Origin of the sequence: Nocardia wallacei, assembly GCF_029868745.1 — a bacterium.
Taxonomy (GTDB): domain Bacteria; phylum Actinomycetota; class Actinomycetes; order Mycobacteriales; family Mycobacteriaceae; genus Nocardia; species Nocardia wallacei_B.
In genome coordinates this window covers 1-16,131 of record NZ_JARWOP010000187.1, presented here as the reverse complement: position 1 = coordinate 16,131, position 16,131 = coordinate 1, and the positions used below count along the sequence as shown (strand labels likewise).

Here is a 16,131-nt window from a genome sequence, read left to right as displayed (position 1 = left end):
CCCCCCCCCCCCCCCCCCCCCCCCCCCCCCCCCCCCCGGCCGCCCCCTCCTCCGCGCCGCCGCCGGCGCCCCCCGCCCCCCCCCCCCCCCCCCCCCCCCCCCACGGCTCATGCCCTGTCGCGCAACGGCGTTCGGCCACCGGCCAATTCGGCCGTGAACGATTGGGTGTGCCGGTAACTGCGGGCCACGAGTGCGCTGCGCAGGTACCACAGCCCGCTGGCCTGGGTCGGGTCGCAGCCGGTCAGGGTGGCGATGCGTTTGAGCCGGTAATCGACCGTGTTGGTATGGATGTGCAGGGCGTGCGCGGTGCGCTGGCGGTTCAGGTTGTTGCTGATGTGCCGTTGCAGGGTGTCCAGCAGCTCGGGATGCGGATCGAGCGGGTCGAGCAGCGTGCCCAGGTGCTCGCGGCCGGGACCGGGCCGGGTGAGCTGGTACTCGAGCGCGAGATCGTCGAACCGGTACAGGCCGCGCACCAGCCGGAGCCGGTGCACCATGTCGAGCAGCTGATGGGCACGGTCGGCCGCGGCCGGGATGTCGTGGGTGTCGGAGGTGACGACGGTCGCGGTGATCGCCACCTGCGCCGCCTGCGACAGCGCGTCGACCAGCTGATCGAGATCGGTCTCCCGGGTGGCGGGGATGAGCAGCGTGCCGCCGTCGACGCTCAGCAGCGACAGCGGGGCGTCGCCGTTCAGGCCGGTGGCGAGCGCGGCCTGGATGCGCCGCAGCTTGCGGCGCGCGACCACCGCGCCGTCCAGCATCGGGTTGTTCTCCTCGGGATGCGGCGGCACCGCCAAGGCCAGCACGTGGTACTGCTCGGCGATCTCGATGCCGGATTCGCGAGCCATGGTCGAGGTGGGCCGCCCGCCGAGCAGCGCCGAGGTGAGCGTGTGCACCGCGGTGTGGTGCTCGCTGACCACCGAGCGCAGTTCGCGCACATAGGCTTTCGAGACCGCCGTGGTCATGGTGTCGAGCATGTCGACGACCATCTTGGCGGCGCCGACGAGATTGTCGTAGTCGTCGCGTCGCAGCGCCAGCATCTGCTCCTCGCCGTCGACCGTGCGCCGGTAGCTGTTGGTGGCGCTGGTGATGACGAGATCGAGGCCGAGGCGGAAACCCTCGTGGATGGCGTGGTGGATGGTGTCGATCGGCACGCCTTCGCGCGCCCACTGCGCGGCGGTGTCCTCCAGTTTCCGGGTCTTCTCCGGCACGTCGGCACCGTCGAGCATGCTGACCGCCAGCTCCAGGCACAGCCGGGTGATGGAGGTGACGTCACCGTGGATCGCGTCGCCGGGCAGGGTTCGGCACGGTGCGACGGTTTCCACGAAGTGCCCCACCATCTGACGCGACAGGGCCCGCACGTCCTTCAACGGCGTGGAGAACGGCGTCCCGGAATACGTCAGGCCGGGACTGTTGGACATGTCGGCTTTCATCGGCGACCTTCCTTCCACCTTTGGTAAGACGAGGTGGGTATCACCCGCTTGTTGCTCTGCCACAAACGGTAAGCCGAGCTTCGGCTCACCTTCTACTCCTCTTTGAAGATTGTTCGGCAGCCGTAAAAATCCCGATTGATCAGGCAAAACAGCGGTCGACGGCGTGCGTCGAGGAGTGCTCTGCGGGGAGATAGTTGGCCACGGGCTCACTTTTGGGCCGCCGATCCATACGCTGCGGTACGTTCGTGGTCGTCCGCGGCTCAGGCCGCTCGGGAGTTGATCTCCGCCTCGGCCATCGCGGTGATCATGCGCGCGGTCATCGCGATGGCCTCCTTGCGCTGCTGGGCGTCGACGTCCAGGGCCGACACTCGCAGCACCGCGGCGAAACCGGTGTTGATCAGCACGAAGGTCATCACGTCGTACTCGTGGTCGTCGCCCGGCCCGAGCATCTGGATGACCAGCACCTTGACCAGCAGACGCAGCCGGGGTTCGAACTCGGGAATGCCGCTGCTGTAGAACTGCACGCCGGCCACCAGGGCGCGCACCAGTTGCGCGTTGTCCACCAGTTCGTCGCTGATGACCTCGAGGATGCCGGTGACCATGTCCAGGGTCGGCTTGTCCGACATGCCGAAAACCCGCTGTGTGAAACGTCTTTCGACGTTCTCCAGCAGCCGGCCGAGCAGTTCCTCGACGATGACCGAACGGTCGGAGAAATATCGGTAGACCGTGCCGATGCTGACCCCGGCCTCCGCCGCGATCCGGTTCGTCGAGGTGTTGGCGATGCCGCGCTCACCGAAGAGTTGCGCGGCGGTGTCCAGGATGTGTTCCCTGGTCGCCTTGGCACGGTCCTGTCTCGGGCGACGACGCTGTCCCGCGGTCTTAGGCGGCATCGCGCTCTCCTGCCTGCTGTCGATAGAAGATGAGCGTCGCTCAGTTTAAGCGCAGTGCGCGCCGCACCGTGGCGGAATCCGCACCGAGAACCTGTTGGTCGGTTCGCCGTACTTGCCGATTCCCGGCCCCGTGCCGCCTCGATGGGGTGGAATGTGGGTGAACGGGAACAGGCAGCGTTGCCAGTGGAGGTGCGGTAGTGGCCGGTCGAGTGCCCAAGGGGCGTTTCGTGCGGGGGAGCAGAATGGGCCGGCTCGCGGCCGGGCAGGCCGTCCGCGGGGTCGGGACCCGGCTGTCCATGATCGGACGTCCCGAGCAGGCCCGGCAGGTTCTCGCCGAACGGGCCACGCTGCAGGCGGCGCAGCAATTCGTCACGGTGCTCGGCGCGATGAAGGGCGCGGCGATGAAATTGGGGCAGATGCTCTCGGTGCTCGACGTCGATCTGCTGCCGGAATCGCATCGCGAGATGTTCCGCGTCAAACTCGCCGAACTCCGCGACCAGGCGCCGACGGTGCCGTTCGAGCAGATGCGGGCGGTGCTCGAGGCCGATCTCGGGCCGCTCGGACGGGTTTTCGCCGATTTCGACGAGACCCCGGTCGCGGCCGCCTCGATCGGCCAGGTATATCGGGCCACGCTGCGCGACGGCCGCACGGTCGCGGTCAAGGTGAAGTATCCGGGCGTGGACGAGGCCGTCGAATCGGATATGCGCAATCTGGCCATGATCAGCAGGTTGTGGAAGTCCATTCTGCCGAGCGCGGCCGACGAGGACGTGCTGGACGAGATCGCGCGCAATATCGGCACCGAACTCGACTACGTGCGCGAGGCGCGGACGCAGCACCGGGTGGCGACGCGCTACCGGGATCATCCGTTCATCACCGTTCCCGACAGCGTCGAGGAATGCTGTGGGCCGCACGTACTCGTGACGGAATTCGTCGCGGGCAAATCGTTTTCGGAGATGCGGCAATTGCCTGAGGCCGACCGGGACCGGATCGGTGAGTTGATCTATCGCTTCTACATCACGCCCATCTTCGCCGACTACGAATTCTGCGGCGATCCGCATCCCGGCAATATCCTGCTCGCCGCCGACGGCCGGCTCGCCTTCGTAGATTTCGGGCTCTACAACACCATGGACGGGGTATTCGTGGAGGCCGAGCGCACGGCCATGCGCACGGCGTGCGAACAACGGGCCTCGGACCTGTACGACATGTGGGTCGGCCGCGGCATCATCGACCCGGACGCGGGCGTGTCCCCGCAGGAATGCATGGAGTACGTCTGGGCGGCGGCCGGCTGGCACCTGCTCGACGAGGAGATCACCATCACGCCCGAACTCGCCACCGGCGCAGTGGTTCTCGCCATCGACCCGCGCGCGGCCAGCTTCCGCGGCATGCGCCGGCAGCACCTGCCCGCCGAGCATGTCTTCTCCCGCCGCGCCGACCTGTTCACCTTCGCCGCCCTCGGCCAACTCGTCTGCACCAACAATTGGCACCGCCTGGCCCGCGAATGGCTCTACCACGAACCCCCGACGACCGAAATCGGCCGAGCCACTGCCCAGTGGCGGGCGAGCCGCTAGCCGCGGCTTCGGAAACCGATGCCCGAATTGCCGGGCAGGGGCACGAGCCGGGCGAGGTCGGCGCGGCGTCTGCCGGCGTAGCGGACCACCGGGCCCGCGAAGATTCCGGCGAGGCGGGTGTAGGGCCAGATACCGATCAGCAGGAGCACGATCAGGGCTCGGAACTGGTACAGGGCGGAAGCGTGGGCCATCGCCGCGGGATTCGGGTGCAGGGTGAAAAGCGAACGGGCCCAAGGGAACAGGGTTTCCGCGAGACGGTAATTGCCGCTGGTGTAATTCGGGTCGACGCGGACCAGGATGCCGGACAGCGCGACGGCGGTGAGGACCGGGAGCGTCAACCGGTCCAGCGGGGTGACCGGAGCGCGATGGGCGCCGGCGATCATCGGCGGCAGGAACACCAGTACGGCCCCGGCCGCGGCGGTCGGCCCCGCCACCATCTCGACCACGACGAGGATTCCGTGCAGGGCGCCGCGCGGATGGTCGTGCGGTCCGGAGGCGATGACATCGGTGGCGCGGGCGGCCAGCACGAGGACCGTCCCGACGCGAAAGGCATCGGCGCCGTAGCGTTCCATCCGGTCGATGTCCGGTCCGCAACCCGCCGGCTGGAATCGGTCGTAGCGATATCGCCACACATTGCCGAATACGAAAGACATAAGTGCGCCGTAGGGCAGGACGATCCAGAGCAGAACCGGCACGGTCCGTCATCGCCTTCCGGAGTGAGGGGAACTGGTGCACACGCTCGCAGAGGAGCAAACCCCGAGCTAGGGACCAAAGACACCTACCGGCGCGTGCCATCGGCACACCCGGACCCCCAATCGCCGGAGGAATGCCCACTCCGGCGAATCCGCGCTGGTGCCGGTGGAATTGTGGCACCATTCGAAGTGGGTAACGGCCCTCGTCCCCAGGAGCCCGCTATGTCGGATCCGTCGCACACCAGAATCTGCCTGACCGGGTCGGCGTCCCGTGCGCCGATGATCAGCCTGTTCCTCGTCCCCGAGCCGCGCGTGCGTGGGGCCTGCATGCTGCACCTGCTGGAGCAGGCGCCGGTCGACGACGCGCCCCGCCCGGACCCGGAACTGATCGCGTCGGTCGAGGCGCGGCACCTGCCCGGCGCCCGGCCCCGGCTGCTCGAATTCGACTCGGCCCACGCGTCCGCTCCCGGACTGCGCACCGTGTACCACGACCACTACATCGCCGACGGCCCGCTCGGGCTGGACACCGGTGATCCGGCCGAACTGGCGCGACTATCGATGCTGCCCGAACATCCGATCGGCCCGCGCCGCATCGACGACTTCGAGGACTACTCGGTCCGGCAGGCGATGCTGGCCGTGTACCGCTATTTCGGTGTGGACCAACGCATTCCGCTGATGTACCACGGATTCGCCGAGCCGGGCGGCGGCTGGCTGGCGCTGCGCACGGCCGTCGCCTGAGGGCTCACTCGGCGGGCACCAGCGAATAGATCCACCACGGCCGCCGGGGCAGCTCGAACTTGAGCAGGTGTACGTGCATGAACCGCACCGTCCCGGAACCGGGTGAGCGCAGCGGGACCGGTGCGCGGGGAATGTCCTCCGGCGGCACCTCGGCGGCCCACAGCCGTTCCCACTCCGGCGCCTTGCGGCACACTCGTACGATCTCCTCGATGCGCGCCGGGTCGACCAGTCCGGGCGCCATCACCCGGAACGAGTAGACCATCAGCCTGGCCTCGCGCTCCCAGCTCGGCATCACCTGCCGGGCAACGGGATCGAGCATCATCCACATGATGATGTTGGATCCCGGCTCCAGGCCGGGGAACACGTCCCGGTAGGCGTCGTTCACGGCGATCAGCTCGTGGCCGGGGATGGTCTGGAAGCAGGCCGGGTACGGCAGGCTGTGCAGGAAGGTGAGATCCGCGGATTCGGGTGTCTCGCAGCCGGGTTCGGTGTCGGTGAGATCCTTCTGCAGCAGATACAGCACGTGATCGCGCATCTGCGCCGGCACGCGCAGCACGTCGAAGATGGCGCCCAGGGCGGTCGAGGTCGGCGCCCGGGTGCCCTGCTCGATCTTCTGGATCAGCGCCGCGGACAGGCCCGCTCGCTGGGCCAGCTCGGCGCGGGTCAGAGCGGCCGCTTCTCGGCGTTCACGCAGGTAGGCGGCGATCGCCGAATGTGCTGCGGCCACTGACACCTCCTCCGCCGGGCAGCGAATCGTTTTCAGCGTGCGGTGACGAACCCCTGCGCGACCAGCCAGTCGCGGGCGACGTCGGCCGGCTCCTGGCCCTCGACGTCCACCTTGCGATTGAGCTCGGTGATGCTCTCGTTGGTCAGCAGTCGCGTTATCGGGGCCATGACCTCGGCGACCTGCGGATGAGCGGTGGCGAAGGACTCCCGCATCACCAGCGCCGCGTTGTACTTCGGGAAGAACTTCAGGTCGTCGTCGAGCAGTTTCAGGTCCAGTGCCGGGATGCGACCGTCGGTCGCCGCCACCGAACCGAACTGGCAGGTGCCGCCGGCCGTCGCCGGGTACACCAGCGAATCCTGCATGACCTGCTTGTGCACCTTGCCCGTATCGACGCCGTACTTGCGCACCAGGCCGGGGAAGCCGTCCTGCCGGACGCTGAATTCCGTACCGACGCAGGTGGATCCGGTGCCGGGATCGGTGTTCACCAGGCGGGCGTAGTCCGACAGGGTGGTGGCGCCGGTCCGCTGCTGGGCCGGGGCGCTGGTGACGAGCGCGTAGGTGTTGTTCATCGGCGCGAGGTCGGCCCACACCATGCCGTGCTCGGCGCGATCCTGGTCGCGCACCGCCTCGAACTGCGCGACCGAGTCGGGGACCGGGTTCTCGTTGCCGAGATAGTTGATCCAGCCGGTGCCGGTGTAGTCGAACGCGACGTCGACCTGGCCGTGCAGCTGGGCATCGCGCAGGCTGTTGGAACCGGTGATGGCGGTGAGATCGCGGACCTCCGCGCCGGCCGCGGTGAGGGCGAATTCGATCAGGTAGCCCAGGATGATCTGCTCGGTGAAGTCCTTGGAGCCCACGATGATTCGCACACCGTCGAGTTCCGGGACGGGCTGGATGCTGCCGGGCCCGACCCGCAGCGGCACCGCCCCGCCCGCCTCCAGCCCGCAACCGCACAACAGCAACCCGACCGCGGCCAGCGCGGCGATCGCCTTGCCCCACACAGAGATAGGCCGCCGTGTCGTCGTGCGCTGGCCCGGAGTGCTCATCGCAGCCCCCTCGGTCCGAGGAATCGTTCCGCGAGGGCGCCGAGCCAGTCCACCAGGAGTGCCAGGGCGACGGCGAGCAGGGCGCCCACCCACAGCGTCACGTTGTCGCGCAGCTTGTAGCCGGTGTCGATCAGGATGCCCAGACCGCCCGCGCTGACCAGGAACGACAGCGTCGCGGTGCCGACCGCCAGCACCAGCGAGGTGCGCAGTCCCGCCAGTATGTAGGGCACCGCGAGCGGAAACTCGATGCGGCGCAACACGGTAACGGCCGACATGCCCTGGCCGCGCCCGGCGTCCACGAGCGTCGGGTCCACCTGCTGATAGCCCAGGATGGTGTTGCGCAGCACCGGGAGCAGCGAATACAACGCGATCGGCCCGACGCCGACCCAGAAGCCGGTCTTCTCGGTCCACAGGTAGGTCAGCACGATCAGGCCGATCGTGGGCGCGGCCGAACCCAGATTCGCGATCCCGACGAACAGCGGCGCCACCCGCCGGTACCGGCCGCGGGTCAGCAGCGTGCCCAGCGGCACCGCCACCACCACGACGATCACGATGACGGTCAGGGTGATGACCAGGTGCTGGCGGGTGGCGGTGGCGATATTGTCGGCGTTCATGCTGGCCTGCTGGGTGGCGGTCAGTGTCCGGCCGAATCCCCACCAGAGCACGCCGACGGCCAGCGCGAGCGCCAGCACCGGCTGGGCGAACAAGCGGATGCGTTCGGCCCGTCGCTCCGGGTGGCGAGTGGCGACGCTCATGGTTGCGGGCCCGGTTCGGTGGTGGCGCTGGTGTGTTCGGCGCGCATCTCGGACAGGTGCGCCACCAGGGTGTCGATGGTGATCAGGCCCGCGTATTCGCCGCGGCGGCCGGTCACGACGGCGTGGGCGTTGCTCTCGGCCAGCAGCACCTCGAGCGCCCCCTGCAGCGACGAGCGCAGCGCGACCGTGCCGGTGACGGGCAGCCCGACCGCCTGCAGCGATGTGGCCTGGGCCAGCAGCGCGTCCGAGACCCACCGCAGCGGGCGGCGCTGGGCGTCGAGCACGAGGCCCCATTTCCACTCCCGCGCGGCGAGCGCTTCGCGCAGCGGTTCCACGTCGTCCGTCTCGACGGCGGTGGGGCACTGCCCGAGATCGACGTCCTGCACCCGGACCAGCGTGAGCTGCTTGAGCGCGGCGTCGGCGCCGACGAATCCGGCCACGGTCTCGTCGGCCGGTTCGGCCAGGACGGCGGCGGGGGTGTCGTACTGAAGGATCCGGGATTGATTGCCCAGCACGGCGATCCGGTCGCCGAGCTTGACCGCCTCGTTGAAATCGTGGGTGACGAACACGATCGTCTTGTGCAGTTCGGCCTGCAGGCGCAGCAACTCGTCCTGCAGCAGGCCGCGGGTGATCGGGTCGACGGCGCCGAACGGCTCGTCCATCAGCAGCACCGGCGGGTCGGCGGCCAGCGCGCGGGCCACGCCGACGCGCTGCTGCTGCCCGCCGGACAGCTGGCGCGGATAGCGGTTGCGGAAGGTGCCGGGGTCCAGCCCGACCAGTTCGAGCATCTCGTCGACGCGGGCGGCGATTCGGGCGCGATTCCAGCCGAGCAGTCCGGGCACCGTCGCGATATTGCGCGCCACCGTCATGTGCGGGAACAGCCCGGCCTGCTGGATCGAGTAGCCGACCTGCCGGCGCAGCTGGTCGGCGTTCACCGCGGTCACGTCGCGCCCGGCGATGGTGATGGTGCCGGAGGTCGGCTCGATGAGCCGGTTGATCATGCGCATGGTGGTGGTCTTGCCGCAGCCCGACGGGCCCACGAACACCACGATCTCACCGGCGGGAATGGTGAGCGAGATGTTGTCCACGGCCGGGTCGCGTTGTCCCGGATAGTGTTTGGTCACCGAGTCGAGCACGATCTCGGCGGGGGGATGCTCGGCGGCGGGCGCGGTATCAGTCACGAATTCCCCTCGGAGTGGTGAGACGGCCGACGAGGACGAGTACGGCGTCGAGCACCAGCGCCAGCACGATGATCAGCACCGTGCCGGTCAGCGCCATCGGCACCGCGGTCGGGCTGCCGAGCCGGGCCAGGCCGGAGAAGATCAGGTTGCCCAGCCCCGGCCCCTTGGCGTAGGCGGCCATGGCGAGAATGCCCATGCTCAACTGGGCGCTGACCCGGATGCCGGCCAGGATCGACGGCCAGGCCAGCGGCAACTCGATGCGGGCCAGGATGCGCAGGCGATTCATGCCCACGCCGCGCGCGGCGTCGGCGACGGCCGGGTCGACGTCGGCCAGGCCGATGATGGTGTTGCGCAGGATCGGCAGCAGCGCGTACAGCACCAAGGCCACGATGGTCGGCGCGACGCCCAGGCCGAGGGCGGGAATGAGCAGGCCCAGCAGGGCGAACGAGGGAACCGTCAGGATGATGCTGGCGGCCGCCGTGGACAGCGCCGAACCCCACGGACTGCGATGCACCGCGATGCCGACCAGCACGGCCACCACGGTGGCGAGCAGCACCGACTGCACGACCGCGGAGATATGCAGGTAGGAGTCGGTCAGCAGTTGATTTCGATGGTCGACGACGAAGGTCCACAGCGTGTCCAGGGTTTAGCCCTCCCGCATCCTCGACGTCCGGGCAGAGTGTAGCGACACAGCAGGGACGGTATGGCATTTCCGAGGGTTTGTCGCGGTAGCGCCATCCGGTCCGGACGCTCTCGGGTACCGCGGCGGATTGGGCTGCGGCCCTGGTCGATCCGTCGGCGGGCGTCGAACGATGGCGCAACCGGGACAAATTGGGACAGCTTTGCCCCTTGACGGTCGGCCCGGCGGCTCGGGATGCTCACCTGGCCGTCCTACGCAGTGCGGCCAGTGGTGCCCGGCGGGGACGGCACGAGCAGACGACCGCATCATGCCGGTGCGGACGGCACGTGCCGATAGGGTGTGCGGCCGCTCCGGCGGCAGCGGGCCGGCGGTCGATGCGCTCTCACCGACCGCCGGTTTCATTCACTGTCACCGCATCGGGAACCTAGGCGCTCTCTCCGTCGTCTTACTCTGTGACGGCCTTGGGGAGGGAGCGGAGATGACAGGACGCACGCGATCGCGGTGGCTCGTGGCGGGGGTGGTATTCGTGCTCGCCGTTGTCGCGGCGGGTGGGGCGGTGTGGTGGCAGCAGAGTTCGAGCCCGCGGCCGATCGCCGGTGAGCGGCTCACGGACTTTCCCGATATCGACTCCTCCGGGTTGGACCCCGGCCGGGCTCGGATCGTCGCCGTGGCGCGCGCCGAGTACGCCCACCCCGGCGACGGGCGCAAATACGCCGAAGGCGTCGAGGAGGCATGGTGCGCCGACTTCGTCAGCTGGGTGCTCCGGGAGGCCGGAATGCCGCTGGCGAACCCGAACTCGGGGTCGTGGCGCATACCCGGCGTCTACACGCTCCAGGAGTATTACGAGTCCGAGCAGCGGTTCGCACCCGCCGATTCCGGCTACCTGCCCCGCACCGGCGATGTGGTGCTCTACGACGGCAGCAGCCCGTTCGGTCAGCACACCAACATCGTGCTCGCCGCCGACGCCACCACCCTCACCACGATCGGCGGAAACGAGCAGGGCGATATCAGGATTCACCATTACGTCCGGGCCGAGGTACCGGGTATGGTCGGGTTCGGTCGTTCATGAAACGTTTCCGCCCGCGGGGGCTATTACCGACTGGTGGGTGAGGTGCATCGCGCACATCTCGGCCTACGATGAACCCGGCGGTGCCCGGCAGCGCCGCCGTCGCGGTCCCTGTCCTGCTGTCCCCTCATCGGCAGGGCGGGGATCTGCATCGCACGGCGAGGGAGTTCATGCGACAGTCCATTCGGCAAGACCCATCCACCTGGATCGATTACGCGGAGTTCGGTGAGCGTTTCGTCCGGCACGCGGTGACGCGGGCGCGCATCGAGGCCGCGGTGTCCGGGATGGCCGGGCGCGGGATGACGATCGGCCCGTTCTCGGTCGGTCCCGCCGGGCTGGCCGGGTTCGTCGCCGAGGGCAGCGTGGGCAAACCGGTCATCGCGCGCAGCGGGCCGCAGGTCACCTTCGAGGTGCGGGTACCGGTATCGCTGCACGTCACCATTACCCTGGGCGGCCAGCGGCTGCGGCTGGAGGCGATCGTCGAGATCGACCTGACGTTGCACGCCCGCACCGCGGCGCCGCTGCTGATCGTCATCGACATTCCACGGGTCAGCGCGCGCGACGTCAGCTTCGTGGTGCGGGCCCAGGCCATCGGCGCGGCTTTCGAACTGTTGCTGGATCCGATCGCGGTGCTGGTGCAGCGCGAGGTCGCCAACCGGCTCAACGCCATCCTCGCCGACCCCGCCGCGCGGCGCGGACGGGTGTTCGATGTCGAGGCGATCATGAACGGCACGCGGTCCGAGCATCTGGCGCGCGAGAGCTTCGACTGGATCGGCTACGACGAGTTCGGTCGGCGGTTCTTCCCGCTCATCGTTACCGCGGGGCGGGTGCGCGAGGTGGTGGATCGGCTCGCCGGGCGGGCCATCGAGATCGGGCCGCTGCGCACCGGGCCGCGCGAGGCGGCGACCGTGGAGGTGAAGGGCGCGGTTCGGGTGCCGCGTCTGGCAGAGCGGGAGGGCGTGGATCCGGTGTCGTTCGATCTGGTGATCCCCGTGGGGTTGGACATCACCGTCGACGTGCTCAAAGCCAACCGCTACCGGGCCGAGGTGGAAATTCCGCTCGTCCTCGTAGCCCGCGCCGCCGACCCCCTGCTGATCGTCATCGACACTTCCGCCCCCGACCCCGACACCATCTCCGTCGACCTGCGGGCCGAGGGGTGGCGGGCCAAGGCGCTGGGGCGGGTCGGGCATATTCGACAGCAGATCGCTACGCAGGTCGCGGCGGTTATCCGGGGCGAGTTGGCTGACCCTGCCGGGCGCACCATCGACGTGGAGAGTCGTATCGACTCTGTGTAGGGCGGCGGCCCCTCATTACAGATGATCGATATCGACTGCGATATCGAAGAATTCACGATCCCCACCGATGATGTGGTCGACGAGAAATTCGGCAGTGAATGTTCTCGGACCGAAATCGGTGAATGCGAGGGCGGGTCGGAAGTCGCGGTAAAGATGGAATGCTGTGGTATCGGCGTAAGTGCCGGGAGGTAGCCCCGCCACCTCCACCCATTCCGCGCCGCGATAATTCGCGAACCACGCACCGATCAGGCATACCAATTCATCGGCAATCTCTCGATTGGAGGGAGCGCTCACTGCTTCCACAGTCGGAAACAGCTCATACACAACGTCATTGAGCTTCGTAATGCCCATGTCGTCGCCGTAACGTTCCCACGGAGTAGGAGGTAGTGGCCCGAGTTCCGCACGACGGAGAAACGCCCGTGCCTGCCGATCCTGTCGATCAGGGTCGACCCATTCCTGCCAAGGTGTCTTCTCGGCGGAGGTTTCGATGGGAATGTCGAACCCGAGTTGATCATCAGTCACGTCCGGCTGCCTCTCTTCGCGGTGGTGTGAGTCGGGCTGGGAGCCTAATAGTTTCGTCCACTGTCAGGCTTGATCTTCCCGGCTCGGACAAGCGTGTACCACGCAGCGCTCCTTCGTGGGCAGTCCTCCACTGGGCAGTCCCGGTGCTGCTGCATGATCCGATGTGCGTGGTTCGTAGTCAGTGGCTCAGCCGGGGCCTGATGCGTCCAATCAACTGCCTGCTGCTCACGCGCGAGCCGCTCTCGGATTTCGTCCACTGTCCGACCGGCCATGTCCTTGCGCCACCAGCCCATGGTCCGACCTACCCCTCGGAACCGGGCGACAACCGAACCGAAAACACATGTTCTTCCGCATCGGCCGCCAGCCCATCGAGCACGGCTATCAACATCTGAATATCAACGCCGGACGGCGGCAACGATGCGGCCGACGACCAGTACGGGATACCTCGCGCCGCGGCTCGCTCACGCAGCGTCTCCACCGGCGGGACGATCTTGCCCTCCCGCACCAGGCACCTGTACGCGCTCGACTTGCGCCGACAGGAATCAGCACGACATCCGATGTGCTGCTGCATGATTCGCTGGGCTTCCGCCACGGTGAGTGGATGGTCGAGATAGGTGTGTTCACGGTCCGCGGGGCTCGGAAGCGCAACGGGCCACGTGTTCGGCGGTCGGACTGTCTCCAGAATGAACGACTCACAGATCCTGGACGGCATGTTGTCGATCGTGTCGAGGTCGTACGCGACGATCGCATCGACGCCGAGGCCCGCGGCGATTCCCAACCCGTACCCGATCGGGTCCGGATGGTCTGCGGGTGGGCGCACCGTGTAGAGGCAGATGTACCCCAGCTCGGCGGCGTGATCCTGCGCGAGTATCGCGTTCCGGGGCGTTTCGAGGCCCGACACGTCGCTTCGGACCAGGCATGCGGCGGTGGGCTTGGCCACGTTCTCTTCGTCGGAACCCATGACTTCCTCTCAGCTCGGCGGGTCCGGTTACGTCACCAGCGGGTGAATTTCCCATCTGGGGCACAGATTTGAGCCTGATCGGGGAGAGTTGGTAGCGGTAGGGCAACTTCACCCGCAACTTCCTGGAACGAAGTTGCGGGGTGCCGTTTCGCATTACTGTCTGGATAGATGTGGGGGAGGACATCCGATGGATTCGCCAGACCGGAGAAATCGCCGGCTCGAACGACTGATCGAGCAGCGTGACTGGAAGCGGCGGGAAGTTGCCGAGCGGGTAAACGCCGCGTACGAGCAGATCACCGGCAAACCGGGTGCGTACGACGACGAAACGATACGGCGTCTCGTGAGCGGAACGACGAGGTGGCCGACGACGGGATACCGCCGAGCCTTGGAGCAGACATTTCAGGCCACGGCTGCGGAACTAGGGTTGTACAACCCTCGCGCGGCGAGAGCGAAAATCTCGCAAACTGGTACGGGTGTTGAAGCTGCCCTACGCTGGAATTGGGGTGGCGAGGAGGTTGACGAGGTGCAGCGCCGAGAGCTGATGAGAGCAATCGCCGTCCTGACGGCAGCAGCGCCCGCGATCACGGCTGCGCTCAGCTCTGACGAGGTGGAACGAACCATCCGCGCCGTCACGGCGCCTCGGCGCGCTGATGCCGCGGTGCTCGACAGCATCGAGGCAATGCTCAACCAGGCGCGGCTTCAGGACGATCTGCTTGGCCCCCAAGCCGCGATCCGGACAACCCTGACCCAAGTTGATATCGCTGAGGCGTTGCTCACCGGAACGCGAGACCCGTTGGAGCATCGGCTGAAATCGTTGCGCAGCAAGATATCCACGTCGGCGGGCTGGCAGCTGTTCGATCTGGGCCGTGCCGAAATGGCAGCGGAGCATTTCGAGATTGCACGCGACGCCGCGGATGAAGTCGACGATGACGCTGCGGGTGCGATGGCGATGGCGGAATGGTCAGGTATGACCGAGGAAATCGGCCGGGCATCCGTCGCTGCCGACCAGGCCGCCGCCGCCGAGCGGCGCGCCTCTCGGTCCGGCGACCCGCTGCTGTGCGCGCACATTGCCGGCATCGCTGCGCTCGCGAACGCGAAGGCAGGGCACGCATCCGATACCCGGGCCGCGTTGACCCGTGCGGACGGATTCGACGTGGCCAACCCACGTAACCCCGAGCAGTCGCTGGCCTACTTCTGTACACCCGGGCACATCGCCCGTATGCGAGCGAAGGCGTTGCACCAGATCGGCGACCTCACCGCGGCCGTTCGAGCCGCAGAGGAATCGCTGCGGTTGCAGGCCGTCCGCGATCGTGCGGCTTCCCATATCCTGCTCGGCACTATCCATGTCGATGCCGGGAACCTCGACGCCGGCGTTTCCGAGATTCTGGCGGGTGCCAAAGCCGAGGCGGCTGCGGGGTCTGCCCGAGTCTCTGGGCAACTGCACAACGCTCGCACTCTGGTGCATATGCGGGCGCCTGGTTCGGAGATCGCTCGGAGGCTTGATGCCGAGATGAAAGCGCTACAGCTGGTCTGACATTCGGGTATCAGGAGTGGGTCGGATGCGCGGGCTGGTGCGCAGCAGACACGACTGCATCCATCGGTGCGGGGACCCTGTACGGGATCGGCGCGGCCCATGTGGCACACGATTTGCGAATAGCCGCGATCGCGGTAGCCGTGCGCCGTCGATCGGGTGAGACTCGATGTCCGGGTGGCCGTAGCCTGCATCGTGTAAGTAGGCGGCAGTGGTCGCATCAGGGCGTATCGACCGCGTGTAGGTGTGGGCGCGTCAACCGCATCAAGGTGCTCGAGCGGCCGATGTTCGGCCGCGCGGAAACCGACCTTCTCAAGGAACGAATTCTGTTGGGCGACTGAATAACCGGGCACGTGGCATCACGGAATTTGTGCCCGATCCAGCATTGGCGCGATGTTGGTACTCCGTGCTAGCGAGGCGTTGGGAGTGGACGCCTCCCAAGACGACGGGGCGTTTCTGGAAACCTCGGATGAGCGCAACCTACGGTTCTACTGGCGGCTTGGCTTCGAAGTAGCTGTCGGGGTGGCCATTCTGGCTTTGGGAGGTTGCCGGGTTTACGGATGAGTTGGCGGAATGTGGAAGCGCTCGTGATTGTGGAAGCGGCTGTGGTCGTGAATGCAGGTGGGGTCATTGATGCGTAAGCCGTTGTGTACGCGTGTGTTTTCATCGATGCAAAAGCCGTCATCCGGAGTCGGCTGCGCCTCGGCAACCGCCGTCACTGCGCTCGGTGCTCCGATCGCCGCGGTGATGAGCGCTACGACCAGGGTGCGGCGTACCGGGGCGGTAGTCGCGGGAATTGTTCGGCTCATTGGGTTCCTTCTGTTGCGGGATCTCACACTGTTCTATCAGCGGACGTGGCATGGCAACAACCGATAATTCCAGGGGTGACTCGGCGATCATCGAAGAGGGGTGGGGGGTTGGGGCGGTTGCTGGTTGGCGTGGTTGTGGGGTGGGACGGCTGTATTTTTGGCCTCCGCTTCGCTGCGGCGGGGTTTTTGGGGGCCGGGGGGGGGGGGGTGTTGGTTGGGGGGGGGGGGGGGGGGGGGGGGGGGGGGCGGGGCGCCCCGCCCCCGCCGACGCCCCCCCCCC

16 protein-coding genes are annotated in these 16,131 nt (G+C 67.5%); 5 read left to right on the top strand and 11 right to left on the bottom strand.

Features of this window, described 5'->3' with window-relative positions; genetic code table 11:
- Positions 1–107: 107 nt before the first annotated feature.
- Positions 108–1,430 carry a PucR family transcriptional regulator gene (locus QH470_RS15570; RefSeq protein ID WP_280273071.1) on the bottom strand — a complete coding sequence of 441 codons (1,323 nt, stop codon included), beginning with the start codon at positions 1,428–1,430 and terminating at the stop codon, positions 108–110.
- A gap of 260 nt (positions 1,431–1,690) precedes the next feature.
- The gene (locus QH470_RS15565) at positions 1,691–2,320 is read right to left on the bottom strand and encodes a TetR/AcrR family transcriptional regulator (protein WP_280273070.1); all 630 of its coding nucleotides are present in this window, start codon (positions 2,318–2,320) and stop codon (positions 1,691–1,693) included.
- Between the two features lie 197 nt (positions 2,321–2,517).
- On the opposite strand from QH470_RS15565, the gene QH470_RS15560 reads away from it, so the two are divergent.
- Positions 2,518–3,888 (top strand): ABC1 kinase family protein, encoded by a 1,371-nt coding sequence (locus QH470_RS15560; protein ID WP_425302675.1) that lies wholly within the window; start codon positions 2,518–2,520, stop codon positions 3,886–3,888.
- On the opposite strand, the gene QH470_RS15555 is transcribed toward QH470_RS15560, so the two are convergent.
- Complete coding sequence (locus QH470_RS15555) at positions 3,885–4,583, bottom strand: respiratory nitrate reductase subunit gamma (protein ID WP_280273069.1); 699 nt, start codon at positions 4,581–4,583, stop codon at positions 3,885–3,887. The genes QH470_RS15560 and QH470_RS15555 overlap by 4 nt on opposite strands.
- A gap of 219 nt (positions 4,584–4,802) precedes the next feature.
- On the opposite strand from QH470_RS15555, the gene QH470_RS15550 reads away from it, so the two are divergent.
- Entirely contained in the window at positions 4,803–5,318 is a 516-nt protein-coding gene (locus tag QH470_RS15550; RefSeq protein WP_280273068.1) for a hypothetical protein, read from the top strand.
- Between the two features lie 4 nt (positions 5,319–5,322).
- Here the strand turns inward: QH470_RS15550 and QH470_RS15545 are convergent, their stop codons facing one another.
- The 5 genes from QH470_RS15545 to QH470_RS15525 are packed head-to-tail and all read right to left on the bottom strand — an operon-like array spanning position 5,323 to position 9,670.
- Positions 5,323–6,045 (bottom strand): helix-turn-helix domain-containing protein, encoded by a 723-nt coding sequence (locus QH470_RS15545; protein ID WP_280273067.1) that lies wholly within the window; start codon positions 6,043–6,045, stop codon positions 5,323–5,325.
- Between the two features lie 32 nt (positions 6,046–6,077).
- Complete coding sequence (locus QH470_RS15540) at positions 6,078–7,091, bottom strand: glycine betaine ABC transporter substrate-binding protein (RefSeq protein WP_280273066.1); 1,014 nt, start codon at positions 7,089–7,091, stop codon at positions 6,078–6,080.
- On the bottom strand, positions 7,088–7,846 hold the full coding sequence (locus tag QH470_RS15535; protein ID WP_280273065.1) for an ABC transporter permease: 759 nt from the start codon (positions 7,844–7,846) through the stop codon (positions 7,088–7,090). Before QH470_RS15535 ends, QH470_RS15540 begins: the two co-directional genes overlap by 4 nt.
- Positions 7,843–9,027 (bottom strand): ABC transporter ATP-binding protein, encoded by a 1,185-nt coding sequence (locus tag QH470_RS15530; protein ID WP_280273064.1) that lies wholly within the window; start codon positions 9,025–9,027, stop codon positions 7,843–7,845. The genes QH470_RS15535 and QH470_RS15530 overlap by 4 nt, the downstream gene beginning before the upstream one ends.
- On the bottom strand, positions 9,020–9,670 hold the full coding sequence (locus tag QH470_RS15525; protein WP_280273072.1) for an ABC transporter permease: 651 nt from the start codon (positions 9,668–9,670) through the stop codon (positions 9,020–9,022). Before QH470_RS15525 ends, QH470_RS15530 begins: the two co-directional genes overlap by 8 nt.
- A 475-nt stretch (positions 9,671–10,145) precedes the next feature.
- Here QH470_RS15525 and QH470_RS15520 point away from each other — a divergent pair, with 475 nt between their 5' ends.
- Both QH470_RS15520 and QH470_RS15515 read left to right on the top strand, forming a co-directional pair.
- Positions 10,146–10,736, top strand: a complete 591-nt coding sequence (locus QH470_RS15520) for a CHAP domain-containing protein (RefSeq protein WP_280273063.1) — start codon at positions 10,146–10,148, stop codon at positions 10,734–10,736.
- A 167-nt stretch (positions 10,737–10,903) separates the two neighbouring features.
- Entirely contained in the window at positions 10,904–12,028 is a 1,125-nt protein-coding gene (locus QH470_RS15515; protein WP_280273062.1) for a hypothetical protein, read from the top strand.
- A gap of 15 nt (positions 12,029–12,043) precedes the next feature.
- Here QH470_RS15515 and QH470_RS15510 read toward each other — a convergent pair whose 3' ends face one another.
- The gene (locus tag QH470_RS15510) at positions 12,044–12,550 is read right to left on the bottom strand and encodes a hypothetical protein (protein WP_280273061.1); all 507 of its coding nucleotides are present in this window, start codon (positions 12,548–12,550) and stop codon (positions 12,044–12,046) included.
- 301 nt (positions 12,551–12,851) lie between these two features.
- Positions 12,852–13,511 carry a hypothetical protein gene (locus QH470_RS15505; RefSeq protein WP_280273060.1) on the bottom strand — a complete coding sequence of 220 codons (660 nt, stop codon included), beginning with the start codon at positions 13,509–13,511 and terminating at the stop codon, positions 12,852–12,854.
- A gap of 187 nt (positions 13,512–13,698) precedes the next feature.
- Between QH470_RS15505 and QH470_RS15500 the strand changes: the two genes are divergently transcribed.
- Complete coding sequence (locus tag QH470_RS15500; RefSeq protein ID WP_280273059.1) at positions 13,699–15,045, top strand: NsdA family TPR-like regulatory protein; 1,347 nt, start codon at positions 13,699–13,701, stop codon at positions 15,043–15,045.
- 551 nt (positions 15,046–15,596) lie between these two features.
- Here the strand turns inward: QH470_RS15500 and QH470_RS15495 are convergent.
- Positions 15,597–15,851, bottom strand: coding sequence for a hypothetical protein (locus QH470_RS15495; protein WP_280273058.1), 255 nt, complete (start codon positions 15,849–15,851; stop codon positions 15,597–15,599).
- Positions 15,852–16,131 lie beyond the last annotated feature (280 nt).

Excerpts from the sequence above, each read along its gene's own strand:
- QH470_RS15520 (WP_280273063.1), top strand. The coding sequence starts at position 10,146 with ATGACAGGACGCACGCGATCGCGGTGGCTCGTGGCGGGGGTGGTATTC.
- QH470_RS15550 (WP_280273068.1), top strand. The coding sequence starts at position 4,803 with ATGTCGGATCCGTCGCACACCAGAATCTGCCTGACCGGGTCGGCGTCC.
- QH470_RS15540 (WP_280273066.1), bottom strand. The coding sequence starts at position 7,091 with ATGAGCACTCCGGGCCAGCGCACGACGACACGGCGGCCTATCTCTGTG.
- QH470_RS15535 (WP_280273065.1), bottom strand. The coding sequence starts at position 7,846 with ATGAGCGTCGCCACTCGCCACCCGGAGCGACGGGCCGAACGCATCCGC.
- QH470_RS15565 (WP_280273070.1), bottom strand. The coding sequence starts at position 2,320 with ATGCCGCCTAAGACCGCGGGACAGCGTCGTCGCCCGAGACAGGACCGT.
- QH470_RS15570 (WP_280273071.1), bottom strand. The coding sequence starts at position 1,430 with ATGAAAGCCGACATGTCCAACAGTCCCGGCCTGACGTATTCCGGGACG.
- QH470_RS15495 (WP_280273058.1), bottom strand. The coding sequence starts at position 15,851 with ATGAGCCGAACAATTCCCGCGACTACCGCCCCGGTACGCCGCACCCTG.
- QH470_RS15515 (WP_280273062.1), top strand. The coding sequence starts at position 10,904 with ATGCGACAGTCCATTCGGCAAGACCCATCCACCTGGATCGATTACGCG.
- QH470_RS15500 (WP_280273059.1), top strand. The coding sequence starts at position 13,699 with ATGGATTCGCCAGACCGGAGAAATCGCCGGCTCGAACGACTGATCGAG.
- QH470_RS15505 (WP_280273060.1), bottom strand. The coding sequence starts at position 13,511 with ATGGGTTCCGACGAAGAGAACGTGGCCAAGCCCACCGCCGCATGCCTG.